Here is a 19,134-nt window from a genome sequence, read left to right as displayed (position 1 = left end):
TCAAGGCCTCATCGCAGGGGGTTCGGCGGCGTGCTGCCGGGGAGCGGTGACCAGGTAGGGGCGGACGCTCTTGACGAGCATGGCCATCTCGTAGCCCAGCACCGCGGCGTCGGCCTCGCGTCCGGCCAGCACGGCGAGACACGTGCCGGAGCCGGCCGTGGTCACGAAGAGCAGGGTCGAGTCCAGCTCGACGACGACCTGACGCACGTCCCCGCCGTCGCCGAAGCGGACCCCGGCGCTGCGGCCGAGGGAGTACAGGCCGGAGGCCAGGGCGGCCATGTGGTCGGCGCTGTCCGGGTCGAGGCCGTGTACCGACTTCACGAGCCCGTCGCAGGACAGCAGGACCGCGCTGCTTGTGTGCGGCACGCGCTGCACTAGCCCGCTCATCAGCCAGTCGAGATCGGAGACATGGGCGGTCGGCGCTTCGCTCGCCATGATGGATCGACTCCTTGAGGTACGAAGGTCTGCGGGAGCGCTGGGGTTGGGGGTGGACTCCCAGGCGGACTTCGAGCTGGTCATGGTCGTGCTCATCCGGCTGGTGCGCTCCCGTCGGGCCAAGTGGTGTGGTCGGTGCCGGGCACGGGCCCGGGGTGCGGCTCGGTTACATGGGCCGGGTCCATGGGCGTTGCACCCATGGGAGGCCGGGTGGTCGTGGGGGGCACGACCATGTCGAGTGCATCCAGGGACGTCGGGCGCAGATGTGGGCTCTGCGTGCGGCCCGTGTCGAGACTGGTGGGCTCAAAGCGACTTGGTTCCGGGCGGACGGACTCCAGGCGGGTGAGTGGGGGCGGCGTGGGGTTCGAGCGGGCCGGCTCCGGCATGGGTGGGGTGGTGTCGGAGGCCGTGCGTGGTGAGGGGGTGAACGCCGCTGTGGTCCCGTGTGTGGTGGCGGTGTGTGCCGAGTCCATGTGACCCGTGCTCATGTGGCTCGTGTTCGCGTGCCCCTCGCTCATATGGCCAGAGCCCATAGAGCCGGACACCGTGTGGCCAAGAGCTGTGTGGCCGGACGCCGTGTGGCCCAGGAGCGTGTGGCCCGAAGCTGTGTGCATGGCGTCCATGTGGCCTGCGCCCATATGCCCCGGACCCATGGGTCCGTCGCCCACGTCGCCCATGTGGCCGGAATCCATGTGCCCGCCAGCCCTGTGCTGGCCACCCACATGACGCGCCTCCACATGACGCGACTCCGCATGTCCGGACTCCCCGAGCCCCAACTCCGTGGATCCGCCGCCCATGTGCTCGGTTCCCCTGTGCTCGGCGCCCATGTGCCCAGCCTCCACAGATCCGCCACCCACAAACCCGGCATCCCCACCCGCCGACTCCATGTGCTGCTGCGTCTCCGCCAACCCGATCCCCCGCTGGAAGGCCGCCATCAACCCCGGGTCGTGCCCGGCGAGATACTCGGACTCCTGGCGCGGCGCGGGGCCTCCCCGCAGCTGAGGTGCGATGTGCTCCTGGGCCCGGCGTCGCGGAAGTGTGGGTTTGCCCATGGTGCCGCGGACGGTGCTGACGCGCGGGGTCGGCGGTGTGCCGGTGTTCTCCGCGACGAGCCGGCGTTCGTCAGGCCTGATGCCGGGCACGGCCTCCGCCGGGTTGGACCGTCCCCCCCTGGCGCCGCGCACAGGCAGCGGCGCCGGAGCGGTGCCGTTCGCACCGGGGCCCGACCCCCTCCCCTCGGCCTCCGGCTGCTGCCGAAGCGACGCACCCTGCGACGCCTGCGGCTGCGTCTCCGTCACGCCCCGCTGCCCGCCGCTCTCCATCCCGGCAGAAGCGGCCGCGGGCGAAGGCGACGTGGCCTCCCCCGCGGACTGCCGACGCTGCGGCGGCGGCACCGGCGCCTGCTGCGGACGCGCCTGCGCAGAGGGCGACGAGGACTGCGCAGGAGAGTGCGACGGCACGGCCGCTCCCGCCACCCCCTGCGGCTCATGCCCCCGCGCGGCACCCGTGCGCGCCCCCGGCTCCGCGCCCAACAGCCCCTCCGGCACGACGAGTACGGCCTGGACACCGCCGTAGATGTTGGTCTGGAGGCGGACATGGATGCCGTGTCGCTTCGCGAGCTGTGAGACGACGAACAGCCCGATCCGCCCGTCCGCCAGCAGGCTGGCGACGTTGACCTGGTCTGGGTCGGTGAGCAGGGCGTTCATGCGGTTCTGTTCGCCGACGGGCATGCCGAGCCCGCGGTCCTCGACCTCGACGGCGAGCCCCGAGGTCACGAGGTTGGCCCGTAGCAGCACCTGGGTGTGCGGGGCGGAGAACACCGTGGCGTTCTCGACCAGTTCGGCCAGCAGGTGGATGACGTCGGCGACCGCGTGCCCGCGCAGGGTGCCGTCGATCGGCGGCACGAGCTTGACCCGCGAGTACTGCTCGACCTCGGCGATGGCCGAGCGCAGCACCTCGGTCATGGACACCGGGTTGCTCCACTGCCTGCGGGAGACGGCGCCGCCGAGGACGGCGAGGTTCTCCGCATGGCGGCGGATGCGAGTGGCGAGGTGGTCGACGTGGAAGAGCCCCTTGAGCAGGTCGGGGTCCTCGATCTCGTTCTCGAGCTCGTCGAGGATGGAGATCTCGCGGTGCACGAGCGACTGCAGACGCCGGGCGAGGTTGACGAAGACTTCCAGCTTCTGCTCGCTGCCTGCCTGGCTGGAGAGTTGGGCGGCCTGGACGACGGCGGTGACGGCCCCGTCGTGGGCGCGTGCCAGGTCGGCGGCGAGGAGTTCGAAGTCGTCGGCGCCCTCGGGCGGACCACTGCGCGGCTTGCGCTTCGGCGGCCCGTCACCGCGCCGCAGTGTCTCCACGAGGGCCCGCAGATCGGCCTCGCTGCGCGCGCTGCTGCGGCGCAGTGCGCGGATGCGGTCGGTCACGGACCGGGCGGCACGGTTGGCGGCCACGGCGGCGATCAGGATGCCCGCCAGGGTGACCGAGACGGCGCCGGCGAGCACCACCCACAGGGTGAGGCTCGGCCGTGCCCCGGTGGAGCGCACGACGAACAGCACGGCCGCGCAGGCGCTGAGGGTCACCGCGACGGGCGGCAGCACCGCCAGCCGCAGCAGTTGGGGCCGTATATGGGTCTCGGGCAGCGCGGGTGCGGTTCGGGCGGCCGGGCGCCCGTGCCGCCCGCCCTCACGGCGGTCAGCGCGTGCGGCCGGGGCGCGTGTTTGAGACATCGGGGTCCTCGTACTGGTCCGTCGGTCGGGGGCCTGGGGTGCGCGCGGTCTGCGCGGCCCGGGGCATGCGCCATCGCGATGTCGGTCGACTGAGCCGATGAATTCGGCTGTGTGTCGCCCGACGGACACTCACGGTAGTCGTCTCCGCATCAAGTGCGGTGGGCAGTTGACAAAGTCCCGCAGGGAGCGTCCCGCTCTGGTATGAGGCCTCGTACGACAGACCGATAACCCGCTCCACCGTTCGCCCATAAGGAGCAGTCGAACGATCGGACCTGGTCAGAAGTGGTCACGGAGAAAAGCCGAGGGGCGGGGCACTTTCCGTGCCCCGCCCCTCCCGGACGTTTCCTTTCTTCGCGGACTCTGCCCCGGCCGGGACGTTTCAGCACTCCGTGCGCCCGGCACGCGAACCCCAGAGCGTCACCGCCCGTAACGGCGCACACTGCCTTCCGGGCGCCCCGAACGCACTCCCGGACGCCCCGCGCGCATCGCCGTGCGGGGGCGCGGGCGGCGACTCCTCGCACAACCGCGGGCTGCTCCACGGCAGCCGACCGGAAGAGAAAGACACCCGCGGGCGGAATTGCCGAAGTACTCCGAAGCCGATCTAGGCGATGGCCGTGTCGGCGGCCCCCGAAGCGACCGGCGGCCAGGTCGGCCACCCGCCGGCGGGCGCCTCGGCCGCATCACGCCACCAGGGCGTCACGGGCGGCACCGAGGCCGGCTCGAAGGGCTCACCGCAGCGCGGGGCCGCCATGGCGACCCCGGCCTTGTGTGTGGCCCGCATCATCCACTCGCCCGGCTCCGCCCACGGATGGGGAGCGAGGTTGAAGGTCCCCCAGTGGATCGGCAGCATGACGCCCGCGGTGGGATCGCCGCCCTGAAGGTCGAGGTGGGCCCGGACGCCCTCGTCCGGTGTCATGTGGATGTCGGGCCAGAAGTCCGAGTAGGCGCCGACCTGGATCATCGTGGCGTCGAACGGGCCGTGGTCGGCGCCGATGTCCTTGAAGCCCTCGAAGTAGCCGGTGTCCCCGCTGTGGTAGATCCGGTGCTCGTCCGAGGCGACGACCCAGGACGCCCAGAGGGTGTGCTGTGTGTTGCGCAGTCCGCGGCCGCAGAAGTGTCGGGCCGGGGTGGCGGTCAGGGTGAGCCCGCCGACCTTGGTCGTCTCGTGCCAGTCCAGCTCGCGCAGCCGGTCGGCGGACACGCCCCAGTGCTCGAGATGGCCGCCGACGCCGAGCGGTACGGCGAAGAGCGTGTCGGTGCCGGCCAGCGCCTTGATCGTGGGCAGGTCGAGGTGGTCGTAGTGGTCGTGCGAGATGACGACGATGTCGACCGGTCCCAGCGCGGCGAGCGAGAGGGGCACGGGGTGCAGCCGCTTGGGTCCGACGAAGGGGAACGGGGAGCAGCGCTCGCCCCACACGGGATCGAAGAGCACGCGATGGCCGTCGATCTCCGCGAGGACGCTGGAGTGCCCCATCCAGGTCAGGCGCAGCCCCGTGGCAGGCGGCTTGGAAAGGTCGGCGTAGGTGGTGGGGTGCACCGGCACGGTGCCCTTGGGGGCCCTTCGCGGCCGGGCTTCCTTGTCGAAGTAGAGCTTGCCGAACTCCAGCATCGATCCGGACGGCCTGGTCCGCGCCGTACCTCCGGGGTTCTGGAAAACGCCGTTGCGGAAGTGCGGCGATCTGCGGATACGCGCCATGCGCTCACCGCTCGGATCCACACCGAAGGCCTCGGGCCGCAGGGCGCGCAGCCCGGAGCTCGGGAAACGGAAACCGGCCACGGTACCTCCAGGTGGAGTCGGTGAGTTATTCCATTATGGTCGGCCCCGCTGACACCCCCGGATACCCCCTGGCCCTGCGAGCTCCGACACCCCCGCGGGCCACCCCGCTCCCGCTGATCCAGCCACGATCGTTGACATGTCCCCATCCCGCTTCGATACTGACTCCTCGTTCAGTAGCCGCGTCGGGACCCCACCTGCCCCGAGCCCGGCCCGCGACCCCGGAGACCCCATGAACGCCCCCCTGCTGTCGCTCACTTGGACCGACCACGTCACCGGCCGCCAGGGCTTCCTGGTCGTCGACCGGCTGGTGCGCGGCGTGGCCAGCGGCGGGCTGCGCATGCGTCCGGGCTGCACGCTGGACGAGGTCACCGGGCTCGCCCGCGGCATGAGCATGAAGGAAGCGCTGCACTACGACCCCGAGGCGCGGTACGTCCCCCTGGGCGGCGCCAAGGGCGGCATCGACTGCGACCCCCGGGATCCGGAGGCGTACCGGCTCCTGGTGCGCTACCTGCGGAGCATGCGGCCGTACATCGAGAACTTCTGGACCACGGGCGAGGACCTCGGTCTCACCCAGGACGTGGTCGACCGCGCGGCGGTCGAGGCGGGGCTCGTGTCGTCCGTCCAGGCCGTGTACCCGCTGCTCGACGACGAGCGGGATGCCCGGCGACGGCTCGCGGAGGCGTTCGCGGTCGACGTCGACGGCATCGGGCTCGACGAACTGGTCGGCGGCTGCGGGGTCGCGGAGTCGGTGCTGACGGCTCTGGACCGGGCCGGTGTGCCGTACTGGCGGACCCGTGCCGCGGTGCAGGGCCTGGGGACCATGGGCGGGGCCACCGCGCGCTTCCTCACGCGCGCGGGGCTCACGGTCGTGGCCGTCGCCGACATCAAGGGCACGATCGCCAACCCGGCGGGCCTCGACATCGAGTCCCTGCTGGCGGCACGCGACGCCTACGGCACGATCGACCGCGCCGCGCTGCGCCCCGGGGACCGCGAACTGCCGGGCGACGCCTGGCTGTCGGCGGAGGCGGAGGTGCTGGTTCCGGCGGCCGTCTCGTACGCGATCGACTCCTCGAACCAGGGACGGATCACCGCTCGTTGGATCGTCGAGGCGGCCAACATGCCCGTACAGCCCGACGCGGAGGAACTGCTGGCCGCGCGTGGCGTCACCGTACTGCCGGACGTGGTGGTCAACTCGGCCACGAACGCCTGGTGGTGGTGGACGCTGTTCGGGGACATCGGCCCGGACGCGGACGAGGCGTTCGCCCACACTCGGCGCTCGATGCGCGCTCTGACCGCCCTCACGCTGGCCCGCGCGGAGGCCGACGGGACGGCTCCCCGTGCCGCCGCGCACGCCATCGCGGCGGACCGGCTGCCGGAGATCACCGAGCGGTTCGGACGGCACCGATGACGGCGACCCGCGGAGACCTCGCCGGGCTGTGGCCGAGGAGCGGCTCGCGGCGAGGCTTTAGGGTGACGGCGTGGCAAGAGTGCGGTTGAGCGTGGCGGAGCGGCGGGAGGAACTGCTGCGGGCCGCCGTGGAGCAGATAGAGGCACGGGGCGTGGCGGCGGTCAGGATCGCCGACGTGGCCTCGGCGCTCGGCGTGAGCAACGCGCTGGTGCTCTATCACTTCGCCACGAAGGAGAAGCTGGTCGCAGCCGCCTTCACCCATGCGGCCGAGGACGACCTGGCCCATCTGCGCCGGCTGCTCGGCCGCCGTACCACGGCGCTACGACGGCTGCGGGCCGCCGTGCGCTGGTACGCGCCCACCGGCCAGGCCAAGGGCTGGCGGCTGTGGATCGAGGGCTGGGCGGCGGCGCTGCGCGAGCCCGCGCTCCAGGAGGTCACCCGGGACCTGGACCGGCAGTGGAAGGCGGCCATCACCGAGGTCATCGCCGAGGGGGTGGCGGCGGACGAGTTCCGCTGTCCCGACCCCGCCGGCGCGGCCCTGCGCCTCACCGCTCTGCTCGACGGACTGGCCGTACAGCTGACGTCGTACCCGGGGGCGGTCTCACGCGCGCGTGCCCAGGAGTGGGTGGACGAGGCGCTGGCCCGGGAACTGGGGCTGGAGCGGGCGGCGTTGACGGCGTCCAGACGCTGACGTACGTGGTGCGGGCGCCGAGTTCGCTCCGCGGGACATGCCTCCGGGCCGCACCGATCAGTGACCGGTACGGCCCGGAGGCATCTGTGGCTCGCGAACCGCTCTCAGGCCACGGACTGGATCCGCATCTTGATGTCGTCCGGGGACATGGCGCCCTTGGCCGTCACATGGTCGCCCGACGACTCGCCGCGCAGCCGCCGGCCGATCCACGGCACCAGGTACTCGCGCGCCCATTGGACGTCGTCCCGGCGAACCTCAAGGGTGCCGCGGGGCGGGAGCGGCGGCCAGGGCTGGTCCGGGTCGGCGGGGATCTCCAGCCCGAGGACCTGGCCCGCGCGAAGCGCCACGCGCGTGTGCCCCTCGGGAGACAGGTGAAGCCGGTCGCCGTCCCAGGCCCGGCGGTCCTGAACCGTCTTCAGGGACCACAGGTCGAGCACCGGGCAGCCGTACCGGTCGGCGATGGCCCGCACATGACCGTTGTACGTGGCGATCTTGCCGCGCAGATGCTTCAGCACGGGTACGCCACGGGTGTCGAAGCCGGTCGTCACCATGACGGTGCCGACGGCGGAGGTGAGCCGGGCGATCGCCCGCTCGAAGCGCTCGGCCACCTCGTCGGGGTCGGTGCCCGGCCGGATGATGTCGTTGCCGCCCGCGCAGAACGAGACCAGGTCCGGGGCCAGTTCGACGGCCTTGGGAAGCTGGTCCTCGACGATCTGGTCGAGCAGTTTGCCGCGCACGGCGAGGTTGGTGTAGTCGAAGTCGCCCTCGGGACGCCGGTCCGCGAGCAGGACCGCGAACCGGTCCGCCCAGCCGACGAACGCCCCGTCGGGGCCGGGGTCGCCGACGCCCTCGGTGAAGCTGTCCCCCACCGCGACGTACGACCCGATCACTGATCTGCTGTCACTCTTCGAATCGTCTGCCACATCGGGACATGATTCACCTTTGAATGTGACCTACGCGACCGTAGGAAGAGGTTGACGAGCGGTGAGATAAGCCACTCCCCAAGTGTTGACCAAACCTGGAATAACCCTCTGAGCAGGGGTGTTGAGCGGGTGATGACTGTCATCGGCCTCCGGGGCACGGCCACTGGACCGTGGACACACCGAAGGCCGGACCCGGGGATCGAGGTCCGGCCTTCGGTTGCGTGTCAGGCAGGTGGCTTTCGCGCGGGCGGCCGTCAGCCGATGGCAACGCCCTTGGAGCGGAGGTAGGCGACCGGGTCCACGTCCGAGCCGTAGTCCGGCGTGGTGCGGATCTCGAAGTGCAGGTGCGGGCCGGTCACGTTGCCGGTCGCGCCGGAGAGGCCGACCTGCTGGCCCGCGGTCACGGTCTGGCCGGCCGAGACGGAGAGCGAGGACAGGTGGGCGTACTGCGCGTAGTAGCCGTCGGCGAGCTGGATGACGACCTGGTTGCCGTACGCGCCACCCCAGCCGGCGGAGACGACGGTGCCCGCGCCGACCGCCTTGAGCGGGGTGCCGGTCGCGGCGGCGAAGTCGACACCGGTGTGGTAGCCGCTGGACCACATGCTGCCCGCCACCTTGTATCCGGTGCCGAGGGTCGCGCCGGTGAGCGGGGCGGAGAACCCGTTGGCGGTGCTTGCGGTCCCGGCGGCCGAGGTCGTCTTCGCGGCGGACTTCGAGGCGCTCGAGTCGTTCGAGGACGGCTTCGACGAGGGCTTCGAGGACTTCTTCGACGAGGCGGAGGACGGGGCGGACGACGAGGACTTGGGGGTGCTCGTCGTGGCCTTCTTGCCACCGATCGTGAGCTTCAGACCGGGGTGGATCAGCGACGGGTCGTCGCCGACCGCCGCGCGGTTGTCGGCGTAGAGCCGCTTCCAGCCGCCGCTGACATTCTCCTTGTCGGCGATCTTCGAAAGGTAATCGCCCACCCTCACCGAATAGGTCCGCACGCCGGTCTTCTTCTCGGCGGCCTTCTTCTCAACCGCCTTCTGGCCGGCGGCGGGAAGGGACTGAACGGCCTTTTCCGAAACGGACTGCGAGGGAGCGGCGTGGGCGCCGGTGGCCCCCATGAGCGGGAGAGCGAGAGCGGCGCCGCCGGTTCCGGCGACGGCTATGGAGCGGGTGAAGCGCAAGGGCTTCGGGCGGCGATGCTTACCCTTCGCGGGCATGGCGAATTCCTCTCCGGCGCCTGCGAGGTGAGCTGTCGGGTGCGGGCTGGAGATGCCCGGCCGCGTCGGGACGCGACTTGACCCCAAGCCGTTCCGGAGACCGGAACAGGCGGTTGTACCTGTGGGTCCCCCGCTCCTGCCGTGGACGGGTGAGTTAGCGCGGGATCCGGTCGGCGGCAGGATTAGGCGTCCGTCCGGATTGGTGGCGAACGTAAGCGAGGAAGACGCATGGGAACAAGTGAGAGGTTCCGTCCGAATGCGTTCCTGTTGATCCCTTGTGGGAATTACCGGTCACCGTGAGTGAATTCTTGGTATGCCGTCCGACTCAAAGCCCCATGAAAAACATGTGAATTACGTGGACATGACGGGCGACGCACGGTCACGAATATGACGCTCCTCACGTGACCCTGCTCCACCTCCCTTCACTCCAGAGCGAGTTGGAATGAAGTAGTCAATTCGGACAGAACACCTAGATGCGACGGAGGCGAATAACCGTCGCATCCAGATCGCCACACAGACGGGCACTTAGTCCGTGATGCACCAGTACGGCACCTCGGTGAATTTCGCCCGTTTCAAGGCATTCATACGCACCTGTCGGGTCGAGACCGCGCAGCCTCAGGGCCGGCAGGGGCTCGCCATAGCTCTGGGCCTGGAGCCAGGCGAGGACGACCGTCTCGTCCCCGAGCACGTACTGCACCGCGCTCAGTCCGCCGCGCGGGGGCCGCAGCCGGTAGAGGTCACCGCGCTGCACCAGGGGGCGGATCTCCTTGTAGAGCGTCACCCACTCCCGGGCCTCGGCCAGCTCCTCCTCGGTCCACCGCTCCAGGTCGCCGCCGACGCCGAGCACCCCCGCCATGGCGCTGACGAAGCGGAAGCGCAGTGAGCTGGCGCGGTGGTTGAGCATGGCGTTCGGACTGTCGGTGACCCAGGCCGCCATGGCCCGGGGCGGGTGGATCTGGCTGAAGCCGTGCTGGATGGCGAGCCGGTCGAGGGGGTCGGTGTTGTCCGAGGTCCACACCTGGTCGGTACGGCCGAGCACGCCGAGGTCGATCCGTCCGCCGCCGCCCGAGCAGGACTCGAAGGCGACACCGGGGTGAGCGGCGCGCAGCCGGTCGAGCAGACCGTACAGGGCACGCACATGGTCGACCCACAAGCGCTGCGGATACGGCTCACCGGGCCAGCCGGCGTCGGAGAAGCAGCGGTTGAAGTCCCACTTCACATAGTCGATCGGGGCGCTGGAGAGGAGCCCGTCGAGCTGTTCCCAGAGATACTCCTGGACGTCGTCGCGGGCGAGGTTCAGTACGAGCTGATTGCGGAATTCCGTACGCTTTCGTCCTGTTTGGTGCTGCACCCACTCCGGGTGGGCGCGATACAGCTCGCTGTCCGGATTGACCATTTCCGGTTCGACCCAGATGCCGAACTGCATGCCCAGCGCGTGCACGTACTCGGCGAGCGGCTTGAGGCCGGACGGGAAGCGGTCGGGGTTGGGCGTCCAGTCGCCGAGCCCGGCGCGGTCGCTGGTGCGGGTGCCGAACCAGCCGTCGTCCACCACGAACAGCTCGACCCCGATGGCCGCGGCCCGCCGCGCGAGCACGCTCTGCTGCTCCTCGGAGATGTCGAACTCGGTCGCCTCCCATGAGTTGAACAGCACCGCCCGGTCCTGGTCGGCGTCGGGGATCACATACGCGCGCTGGTACGCGTGCCAGGCGCGGCTGGCCCCGCCGAAGCCGCCGTCGCTCCACAGGCCGGCGAAGACGGGCGTCGTGAAGGACTCCCCCGCCGCCAGGCGCAGCAGGCCCGAGTCGTCGTGCCCGGCCCCGCCGGTGATCTGCACGCGCGCGTCCGGAAGTTGGGCCACGGCGATGCGCCAGGACCCCGACCAGCCGAGGGCGCAGCCGTAGACCTCGCCGCGCTCCTCGGTGGCGTCCGTGTCCAGCGCGACCCAGGGCAGATGCTGGTGCCCGGTGTGCCCCCGGCGGCTGCCGATGACCTTCTCGCCGTAGGTGAGCGGGGCCTGCGCCAGCCGGGACTCGGCGCCCCAGCGGCCGTGCAGCTGGGACAGCCGCCAGTCCTCCCGGTCGGGCAGCGTCCAGGTGGCCGAGTCGGCGCGCAGCAGCTCCAGAGCGGGCCCCTCGTTGTCCAGGGTCACCCAGCGCTCCACGACGTCGCCGCGCATCCGGTGGTGCAGGGTGACGTGCAGCCCGCCGTCACGAAAGCGCAACCGCAGCTCGTCTTCCTCGGTCTCGTACCGCACGAAAACCCACTCGGTGCCGCGCCGCTCGTCGCCGCGCACGGACAGCGCGGGGCGTACGAAGCGGGGGCCGCCCTCGACCGGGTACTCCTCGCGTCCGTCGAGCGGGGACTCGAAGGGCCAGTACTCCGGCAGCGGACGTACGGCGAGCGCCTCGGCGTCGGCGAGCGCGATCCGCGGCCCCCAGTGGAGGTGCAACAGCTCGTGGCCCTCGGTCAGATGGACGGCGTAACCGCTGGTCGGCCCGGAGAGGAGCCACGTACGGCCGTTGTCGGAGATCTCCAGCATCAAGCCCTCACAGAGTCGAACAGGTGCGATCAAGTACCAACATCATCAAGGGGCGAGGGGTCCCGAGGCAACGCCTGTGGATAACTCATTGGCCCTGGATCCCATGTCGTATCGTCGAGAGCGCACCCCGTCGGCCACACCGCCGAGCCGCGCCGCCGGGGCCGACTGGGAGGAGCCCCCGTGACGCAGCAGATCCCGTCGACCGAGCCTGAACTGGCCGGGGTTCGCAATTTTCGTGACGTGGGTGGACTGCCGACAGTGGACGGACGACGGGTGCGGCACGGGGTGCTGTTCCGCAGCGGCCACCTCGCGCACGCGACCACGCAGGACGCCGCCTTCCTCGGCTCCCTGGGGCTGCACACGATCTTCGACTTCCGCAACGCGGCCGACCAGAAGCTCGAAGGACCGGACGTCGAGCTGCCGGGCGTGCGCAATGTGAACCTGCCGCTGTCCGACCCGGCGGACGGCGCGGAGTTCTGGACGATGGTCCGGGACGGCGATCTCGACCAGCTGCGGGAGATCCTGGCGGACGGCAGGGCTGCGAACCGGATGATCGTCTCCTACCGCTCGATCATCAAGGAGCGCACCACCGAGCACTCCCAGGTGCTGCACGCGCTGGCCGAGGACAGTGTCCCGGCCCTGATGCACTGCGCGGCCGGCAAGGACCGCGCGGGCCTGTCCATCGCTGTGACACTGCTCTCCCTCGGCGTCGAGCGCGAGGCGATCGTCGCCGACTACCTGGAGTCCAACGCCAAGCACCGCCGCTACAAGGTGAAGCGCAACGGCAGCGGTGACTCGATCTATTCACCCGAGGTGATGGAGCTGCTCAGCCCGCTGTTCGACGCGCGGGCCGAGTATCTGACGGCGGCCTTCGAGACGATCGAGGAGACGTGGGGCGGCGTCGACAGTTACCTGGAACAGGGCCTGCGGATCACTCCGGAGACCCGCGAGCGCCTGCGGGAGCGGCTGCTCGACTGACGTCGGCCGCCATCCCGGCAGCCACCACGCGCCCGCGCCTACTGCCCGCCGCCCGCCTCGAACAGGAAGTAGATGAAGGCCGCGAACAGGTGCCCCACCGCGATGTAGATGATGAGCCGCACCCAAAGGGCGCGCGGGAACTTCTCTTCCATGTCGCTCATGGCGTCTCTCCAGCGGTGGGGCCCAGGCACAGGGTGGCCGTGGGGCTCTGCAGCAGGGTGTGTACGAACAGGAGCTCGACCCCGCCCTGGTCCCGGGCGGCGATCCGGTGCGGGGTGAGCGAGTCGAAGTGCGCGCTGTCGCCGGGCGCGAGCTGGTGCGTGGTGTCCCCGAGGCGCAGCCGCAGCCGCCCCTCCAGGACGTAGAGCCACTCCTCGCCGGGGTGGACCCGCACGATGTCGCCCTGTGAGCCGTACGGCACATGGACGCGCAGCGCCTGCATCCCCCGCCCTGGCGAGCCCGCCTGCCGGTAGATCCAGCCGCCGGCCGCGGTCGGTTCCATGTCGCCGGCGCGCACGACGGCGTCCCGGTCGGCGACCGTCTCGCCGAGCAGCTCCGAGACCGTCGTACCGTAGATGCGTGCGAGCGCGAGCAGCATCGGCAGTGAGGGCTGGCGCTGCCCGGTCTCCAGTCGGGAGACGTGCGCGGGCGACAGCCCGGCGGCGCGGGCCGCGGCCTCCAGGGTGAGGGAGGCGCGGCGGCGCAGCGCACGGAGCTGGGGCGCGACGAGGGGCAGGGCATCGACCGGCCCCGGCGCATCCGCCGCGACTCCGGGCTCCGGCTCGGTCTCGGGAGAGCTCATGCTCTCCATTCAGCCGCAGACTTGCCTCTCCGGCAAATTTCTTGCCTAAGAGGCAAAAGCCCAATGCGCGAGGCCGCCTACTCGGGCCTCACCGGTTGGCAACCGCCTGCTTGATCAGCGTCTTGCCGAAGTCCCACATCAGCCCGCCACCGCTGTGCGCGTCGTCCATCACATCCGTGAAGGCGTCGACGAAGCGGTCCACCTCCCGCTCGCCGATGATCAGCGGCGGGATCAGCTTGATCACCTCCAGATGATCGCCGGAGACCTGGGTGAGGATGCGGTGCCGCCGCAGCAGCGGTACGACGACCATCTGCGCGAACAGGCCCTTGCGCGCGGCCTGGAGCATGGTCCACCGGCTCCGCAGCTTCAGCGAGTCGGGCCTGCCGAACTCGATGCCGATCATCAGGCCCCGGCCGCGGACGTCGGCGAGCAGCTCGTACTTGTCGATCAGTGCCGCGAGCCGGGACCTGAGCTGTTCCCCGGTCGCCCGCGCGCCCGCGACGATCTGCTCGTTCTCCATCACGGACAGGACCGCGAGTCCGGCCGCCATGGCCTGCGCGTTGGACCCGAAGCTCGCCGAGTGGACCAGCACCCGGTCCATGGACGAGTAGACCTTCTTGAAGATCCAGTCCTTGCCGAGCGTGGCGCCCACCGGCACATAACCGCCGGAGAGCGCCTTGGCCACGCACACCAGGTCGGGCTCGACCCCGTCCTCGTGCTGGTAGGCGTAGAAGTCGCCGGTCCGGCCCAGCCCCGTCTGCACCTCGTCGGCGATGAGCAGCGCCTTGTGCTTGTGCAGCAGTTCCTGGGCGGCCCGAAGCCAGCCGGGCGGGGCCTCGTGCACGCCCTTGCCCTGGATCGGCTCGACGATCAGGGCGGCGACGTCACCCTTCTTCAACTCCCGTGCCAGGGCGTCGAGATCGCCGAGCGGTACGGCCGTGTCCGGCAGCAGCGGGGCGAAGCCGTCCCGGAAGCCGGACTCGCCGTTGACGGACAGGGAGCCGGTGGTCAGTCCGTGGAAGGCGTGGTCGCAGTACAGGATCCGCGGCCTGCCGGTGACGAACCGCGCGAACTTCAGCGCGGTCTCCACCGCCTCCGTGCCACTGTTGCCGAAGAACACCCGGTCCAGGTGCGGGCTGTGGCCCAGCAGTTTCTCCGCCAGCAGCCCGGGCAGCGGCTGGCAGTCGAAGCGGGTGAGGTCGGCGAGCTGGGCGTCGAGGACGTCGTGCAGCGCCTTGCGGACGACAGGGTGGTGGCGGCCCAGCCCCATCACCCCGAACCCGGCGAGCATGTCCAGGTAGTCGTCGCCGTCCGCGTCCCAGAAGTACGCGCCCTCGGCCCGCTCGTAGACCTTGTCGAAGCCGATGGTGTGCAGCATGCGCGGAAGCTGGTGGTTCAGGTACGTCCCGTGCAGCTCGTAACGCTCGGCTCCCCGCTCGGCGAGGAGGCGGCCGAGGTCGAACTCCGTGGTCATTCAGCCTTCTCCTTGACTGGCACGACGGTACGACCGTCCTGGCTGCCGTCGGCCAGGCTGTCCTCGGCCTCCTTGAGAGCCAGGCTGGCGCTGATACGTCCGGCGACCTCCACCGGCGTGAGCCCGATGTCGGCGAGCACCTCGCCCCGCTTGGCGTGCGCGAGGAACTGCTCCGGGATGCCGAACCGCCGCACCGGCACATCGACCTCGGCGTCGCACAGGGCCAGGGAGACGGCGGCGCCGACCCCCGACGAGCGGCTGTTGTCCTCGACGACGGCCACCATTCGGTGCTGTGCGGCGAGGGGCGCGAGCGCGGGGTCGACGGGCTTGACCCAGCGCGGGTCGACGACCGTGCAGGTGATGCCGCGGGCCTCAAGCAGTTCGGCGGCCTGGAGGCACACGGGCGCCATCACGCCGACGGCGACCAGCAGGACGTCCGCTTCCTGCGTGGTGCGGTGCAGCACGTCCAGCCCGCCCACCCGGTCGACCGCCGGGATCGACGGCCCGACCGACTCCTTCGGGAACCGTACGAGCGTCGGCGCGTCGTCGCAGGCCACGGCCTCGCGCAGCTGTGCCCGCAGCTGGTCGGCGTCACGCGGGGCGGCGATCCTGAGGCCGGGGACGACCTGGAGGATCGACATGTCCCACATGCCGTTGTGGGAGGGCCCGTCGGCGCCCGTGACGCCGGCCCGGTCCAGCACGAACGTCACTCCGCAGCGGTGCAGCGCGACGTCCATCAGCAGCTGGTCGAAGGCACGGTTCAGGAACGTGGCGTAGACGGCGACCACCGGATGCAGCCCGCCCGTCGCGAGCCCCGCCGCCGACACGGCAGCGTGCTGCTCGGCGATCCCGACGTCCCACACCCGGTCCGGGAACCGCTCCGCGAACTTGCCTAGCCCGACGGGGTGCAGCATGGCCGCCGTGATCGCCACGACGTCCTCCCGCTCCTCGCCGATCCGCACGATCTCGTCGCCGAACACCGAGGTCCAGGAAGGCCCGTTGGACGGCGCGAGCGGCTCGCAGGTCAGCGGGTCCATGACGCCGACGGTGTGGAAGTGGTCCTCCTCATGGGCGAGGGCGGGTTCATAGCCGCGTCCCTTCTCCGTGAGGCAGTGGATCAGCACGGGCCCGTGGAAGCGCTTGGCGCGCCGCAGCGCGGACTCGACGGCTCCGACGTCGTGCCCGTCGATCGGGCCGACGTACTTCAGGCCCAGATCCTCGAAGAGCCCCTGCGGCGCGAAGGCGTCCTTGAAGCCCTTCTTCGCGCCGTGCAACGCCTCGTACACGGTGTTGCCGACGACGGGGGTGCGTTGCAGCACCTCCTTGCCCCAGGCCAGGACCCTCTCGTAGCTGTCCGTGGTGCGCAGTGTGGCCAGGTGGCTGGCGAGGCCGCCGATGGTCGGGGCGTACGACCGTTCGTTGTCGTTGACGACGATGATCAGCGGCCGGTCCTTGGCGGCCGCGATGTTGTTCAGCGCCTCCCAGGCCATTCCGCCGGTCAGCGCCCCGTCGCCGATCACCGCGACGACATGCCCCTTCTCCCCCTGCACCTGGCGGGCCTTGGCGAGTCCGTCGGCCCAGCCGAGCGCGGTGGAGGCGTGGCTGTTCTCGACGATGTCGTGCTCGGACTCCTCGCGCGAGGGGTAGCCGGACAGGCCGCCCTTGCCGCGCAGCTTGGAGAAGTCCTGACGACCGGTCAGGATCTTGTGCACATAGCTCTGGTGACCGGTGTCCCAGACGATGCGGTCGACCGGTGACTCGAAGACCCGGTGGAGCGCGATGGAGAGTTCCACCACCCCCAGATTGGGCCCGAGGTGTCCGCCGGTCCTGGCGACCGCGTGCACCAGGAACTCCCTGATCTCGTCGGACAGTTCACCGAGTTCCGCCTCGGACAGCGCCTTCAGGTCGCGCGGTCCCCGGATGCTCTCCAGAATCGTCACGCTCGGGCCCCCTCTCGGTCCGTGCCTTGCCTCAACTCACAGTCACTGCCGGTTTCCCCGTGACGGTGGGGGCGCCCGATGCGGCCCCGTCCTGCTCCATCTGCTCGGCGATCTTCATCGCCTCTTCGATCAGGGTCTCGACGATCCTGGACTCGGGGACGGTCTTGATGACCTCGCCCTTGACGAAGATCTGCCCCTTGCCGTTGCCGGAGGCGACCCCGAGGTCGGCCTCGCGGGCCTCGCCGGGGCCGTTGACGACACAGCCCATGACGGCTACGCGCAACGGCACTTCCATGCCCTCCAGGCCGGCGGTGACCTCGTCGGCCAGCTTGTAGACATCGACCTGCGCACGCCCGCACGACGGGCAGGAGACGATCTCCAGCCGCCGCTGCCTGAGGTTCAGCGACTCCAGGATCTGGATGCCGACCTTGACCTCCTCGGCGGGCGGGGCGCTCAGGGACACCCGGATCGTGTCGCCGATGCCCCGCGACAGCAGCGCGCCGAAGGCGACGGCCGACTTGATCGTGCCCTGGAAGGCCGGACCGGCCTCGGTCACCCCGAGGTGCAGCGGGTAGTCGCACTGCGCGGCGAGCTGCTTGTACGCCTCGATCATCACGACCGGGTCGTTGTGCTTGACCGAGATCTTGATGTCCCGGAAGTCGTGCTCCTCGAACAACGACGCCTCCCACAGCGCGCTCTCCACGAGCGCCTCCGGAGTCGCCTTGCCGTACTTCTGCAGCAGCCGTTTGTCGAGCGACCCGGCGTTGACGCCGATCCGGATCGGCGTGCCGTGGTCCTTGGCGGCCCGCGCGATCTCCTTGACCTTGTCGTCGAACTGCTTGATGTTGCCGGGATTGACGCGTACGGCCGCACAACCGGCCTCGATCGCGGCGAACACGTACTTGGGCTGGAAGTGGATGTCCGCGATCACCGGGATCTGGGACTTACGGGCGATCGTGGCGAGCGCGTCCGCGTCGTCCTGCGTCGGACAGGCCACACGCACGATCTGGCAGCCGGACGCCGTGAGTTCGGCGATCTGCTGCAAGGTGGCGCCGATGTCGGACGTACGGGTCGTCGTCATCGACTGCACCGACACCGGGGCACCGCCCCCGACCGCCACCGGGCCGACCTGGATCCGCCGCGACACACGCCGCTCGGCGATCGGCCGGACCGGTACCTCGGGGACACCCAAGGGGATGGCGGTCATGGTGTCACTCCCGGTTTCCGGAGACCGTCTCGCGCATGGCGCGCAGCGACTCCTTCAGCGAGCCCATGGTGGCGAGGACGGCGGTGGGCTCGTAGCCGCAGTGCGCCATGCAGTTGGCGCAGCGCGGGTCCTTGCCGCGGCCGTACTTGTCCCAGTCGGTCTCCTCGATGAGTTCGCGGTACGTGGGCACGTAGCCGTCGCTCATCAGGTAGCAGGGGCGCTGCCAGCCGAACAGCGAGTAGTTCGGGATCGCCCAGGCGGTGCACGGGAAGTCGACCTTGCCCTCGAGGAAGTCGAGGAACAGCGGCGAGTGGTTGAGCCGCCACTTCCTTCGGTTGCCGCCCGCGAAGGCCTTCTTGAACAGCTCGCGGGTCTGCTCGACGCCCAGGAAGTGCTCCTGGTCGGGTGCCTTCTCATAGGCGTAGGCGGGCGAGATCATCATCTCGTCGACCTTGAGGTCGTCGTTGAGGAAGTTGAGCACCTCGACGATGGTCTGCGGGGTGTCGGTGTTGAAGAAGGTCGAGTTGGTGGTGACCCGGAAGCCGCGCCGCTTGGCCTCCTTGATCGCCTCGACCGCCTCGTCGAACACTCCTTCCTTGGCCACGGACTCGTCGTGGCGCTCGCGCAGGCCGTCGATGTGCACGGCGAAGGCGAAGTAGGGCGAGGGCTTGAACTTGTCCATCTTCTTGCGCAGCAGCATGGCGTTGGTGCACAGGAAGACGTACTTCCGCTTGGCCACCAGCTGCCGCACGATCTCGTCGATCTGCGGGTGCATCAGGGGCTCACCGCCGGCGATGGACACCATCGGCGCACCGGATTCGAGCACCGCTCCCACGGCCTGGGCCACCGGCATGCGCTGCTTGAGGACTCCGGCCGGGTGCTGGATCTTGCCGCAGCCCTCGCACTTGAGGTTGCAGGCGAAAAGCGGTTCCAGCTCGACGATCAGCGGAAACTTGTCCCGCCTGCGGAGCTTTTGTTCGGCCAAGTATGTAGCGACCTTGATGGACTGACGCAGCGGCATGGCCATCT

At 70.2% G+C, this 19,134-nt stretch carries 15 protein-coding genes and 1 riboswitch; of the genes, 3 read left to right on the top strand and 12 right to left on the bottom strand.

Features of this window, described 5'->3' with window-relative positions; genetic code table 11:
- From ACZ7NC_RS15335 to ACZ7NC_RS15325, 3 genes are all read right to left on the bottom strand, one after another.
- Entirely contained in the window at positions 1 to 435 is a 435-nt protein-coding gene (locus ACZ7NC_RS15335) for a roadblock/LC7 domain-containing protein (protein WP_471488401.1), read from the bottom strand.
- Between the two features lie 92 nt (positions 436 to 527).
- Positions 528 to 3,161: a sensor histidine kinase gene (locus ACZ7NC_RS15330; protein ID WP_471488399.1), complete on the bottom strand. Its 2,634-nt coding sequence runs from the start codon at positions 3,159 to 3,161 to the stop codon at positions 528 to 530.
- Between the two features lie 601 nt (positions 3,162 to 3,762).
- Positions 3,763 to 4,938, bottom strand: a complete 1,176-nt coding sequence (locus tag ACZ7NC_RS15325; protein ID WP_471488397.1) for an MBL fold metallo-hydrolase — start codon at positions 4,936 to 4,938, stop codon at positions 3,763 to 3,765.
- Between the two features lie 229 nt (positions 4,939 to 5,167).
- Between ACZ7NC_RS15325 and ACZ7NC_RS15320 the strand changes: the two genes are divergently transcribed.
- Together ACZ7NC_RS15320 and ACZ7NC_RS15315 are read left to right on the top strand one after the other, a co-directional pair.
- Positions 5,168 to 6,346 carry a Glu/Leu/Phe/Val dehydrogenase dimerization domain-containing protein gene (locus tag ACZ7NC_RS15320; RefSeq protein ID WP_471488395.1) on the top strand — a complete coding sequence of 393 codons (1,179 nt, stop codon included), beginning with the start codon at positions 5,168 to 5,170 and terminating at the stop codon, positions 6,344 to 6,346.
- Between the two features lie 70 nt (positions 6,347 to 6,416).
- Complete coding sequence (locus tag ACZ7NC_RS15315; RefSeq protein WP_471488393.1) at positions 6,417 to 7,037, top strand: TetR/AcrR family transcriptional regulator; 621 nt, start codon at positions 6,417 to 6,419, stop codon at positions 7,035 to 7,037.
- Between the two features lie 104 nt (positions 7,038 to 7,141).
- Here ACZ7NC_RS15315 and ACZ7NC_RS15310 read toward each other — a convergent pair whose 3' ends face one another.
- From ACZ7NC_RS15310 to ACZ7NC_RS15300, 3 genes are all read right to left on the bottom strand, one after another.
- Entirely contained in the window at positions 7,142 to 7,927 is a 786-nt protein-coding gene (locus ACZ7NC_RS15310; RefSeq protein WP_471488662.1) for an SGNH/GDSL hydrolase family protein, read from the bottom strand.
- A gap of 287 nt (positions 7,928 to 8,214) precedes the next feature.
- Positions 8,215 to 9,165, bottom strand: a complete 951-nt coding sequence (locus ACZ7NC_RS15305) for a M23 family metallopeptidase (RefSeq protein WP_471488392.1) — start codon at positions 9,163 to 9,165, stop codon at positions 8,215 to 8,217.
- 4 nt (positions 9,166 to 9,169) lie between these two features.
- A riboswitch (cyclic di-AMP (ydaO/yuaA leader) is annotated at positions 9,170 to 9,327 on the bottom strand.
- A 307-nt stretch (positions 9,328 to 9,634) separates the two neighbouring features.
- On the bottom strand, positions 9,635 to 11,704 hold the full coding sequence (locus tag ACZ7NC_RS15300; protein ID WP_471488391.1) for an alpha-galactosidase: 2,070 nt from the start codon (positions 11,702 to 11,704) through the stop codon (positions 9,635 to 9,637).
- A gap of 180 nt (positions 11,705 to 11,884) precedes the next feature.
- Between ACZ7NC_RS15300 and ACZ7NC_RS15295 the strand changes: the two genes are divergently transcribed.
- A complete protein-coding gene (locus ACZ7NC_RS15295) occupies positions 11,885 to 12,682 on the top strand; it encodes a tyrosine-protein phosphatase (RefSeq protein WP_471488390.1) in 798 nt (265 codons plus the stop codon).
- A gap of 38 nt (positions 12,683 to 12,720) precedes the next feature.
- Here ACZ7NC_RS15295 and ACZ7NC_RS15290 read toward each other — a convergent pair whose 3' ends face one another.
- From ACZ7NC_RS15290 to hpnH, 6 genes are all read right to left on the bottom strand, one after another.
- Positions 12,721 to 12,843: a DUF6126 family protein gene (locus ACZ7NC_RS15290; protein WP_471488388.1), complete on the bottom strand. Its 123-nt coding sequence runs from the start codon at positions 12,841 to 12,843 to the stop codon at positions 12,721 to 12,723.
- Positions 12,840 to 13,484 (bottom strand): helix-turn-helix domain-containing protein, encoded by a 645-nt coding sequence (locus ACZ7NC_RS15285; RefSeq protein WP_471488387.1) that lies wholly within the window; start codon positions 13,482 to 13,484, stop codon positions 12,840 to 12,842. Before ACZ7NC_RS15285 ends, ACZ7NC_RS15290 begins: the two co-directional genes overlap by 4 nt.
- 88 nt (positions 13,485 to 13,572) lie before the next feature.
- Entirely contained in the window at positions 13,573 to 14,958 is a 1,386-nt protein-coding gene (locus ACZ7NC_RS15280; protein ID WP_471488385.1) for an aspartate aminotransferase family protein, read from the bottom strand.
- On the bottom strand, positions 14,955 to 16,898 hold the full coding sequence (gene dxs / locus ACZ7NC_RS15275; RefSeq protein ID WP_471488383.1) for a 1-deoxy-D-xylulose-5-phosphate synthase: 1,944 nt from the start codon (positions 16,896 to 16,898) through the stop codon (positions 14,955 to 14,957). Before dxs ends, ACZ7NC_RS15280 begins: the two co-directional genes overlap by 4 nt.
- 31 nt (positions 16,899 to 16,929) lie before the next feature.
- A complete protein-coding gene (gene ispG, locus ACZ7NC_RS15270; protein ID WP_471488382.1) occupies positions 16,930 to 18,105 on the bottom strand; it encodes a flavodoxin-dependent (E)-4-hydroxy-3-methylbut-2-enyl-diphosphate synthase in 1,176 nt (391 codons plus the stop codon).
- A gap of 4 nt (positions 18,106 to 18,109) precedes the next feature.
- Positions 18,110 to 19,132, bottom strand: a complete 1,023-nt coding sequence (gene hpnH, locus ACZ7NC_RS15265) for an adenosyl-hopene transferase HpnH (RefSeq protein WP_471488380.1) — start codon at positions 19,130 to 19,132, stop codon at positions 18,110 to 18,112.
- Positions 19,133 to 19,134: the final 2 nt, after the last annotated feature.

The organism is Streptomyces sp. NPDC111802 (genome assembly GCF_055634335.1).
The sequence above is the reverse complement of the archived record's forward strand: the minus strand, read 5'-3'. Positions and strand labels throughout refer to the sequence as shown.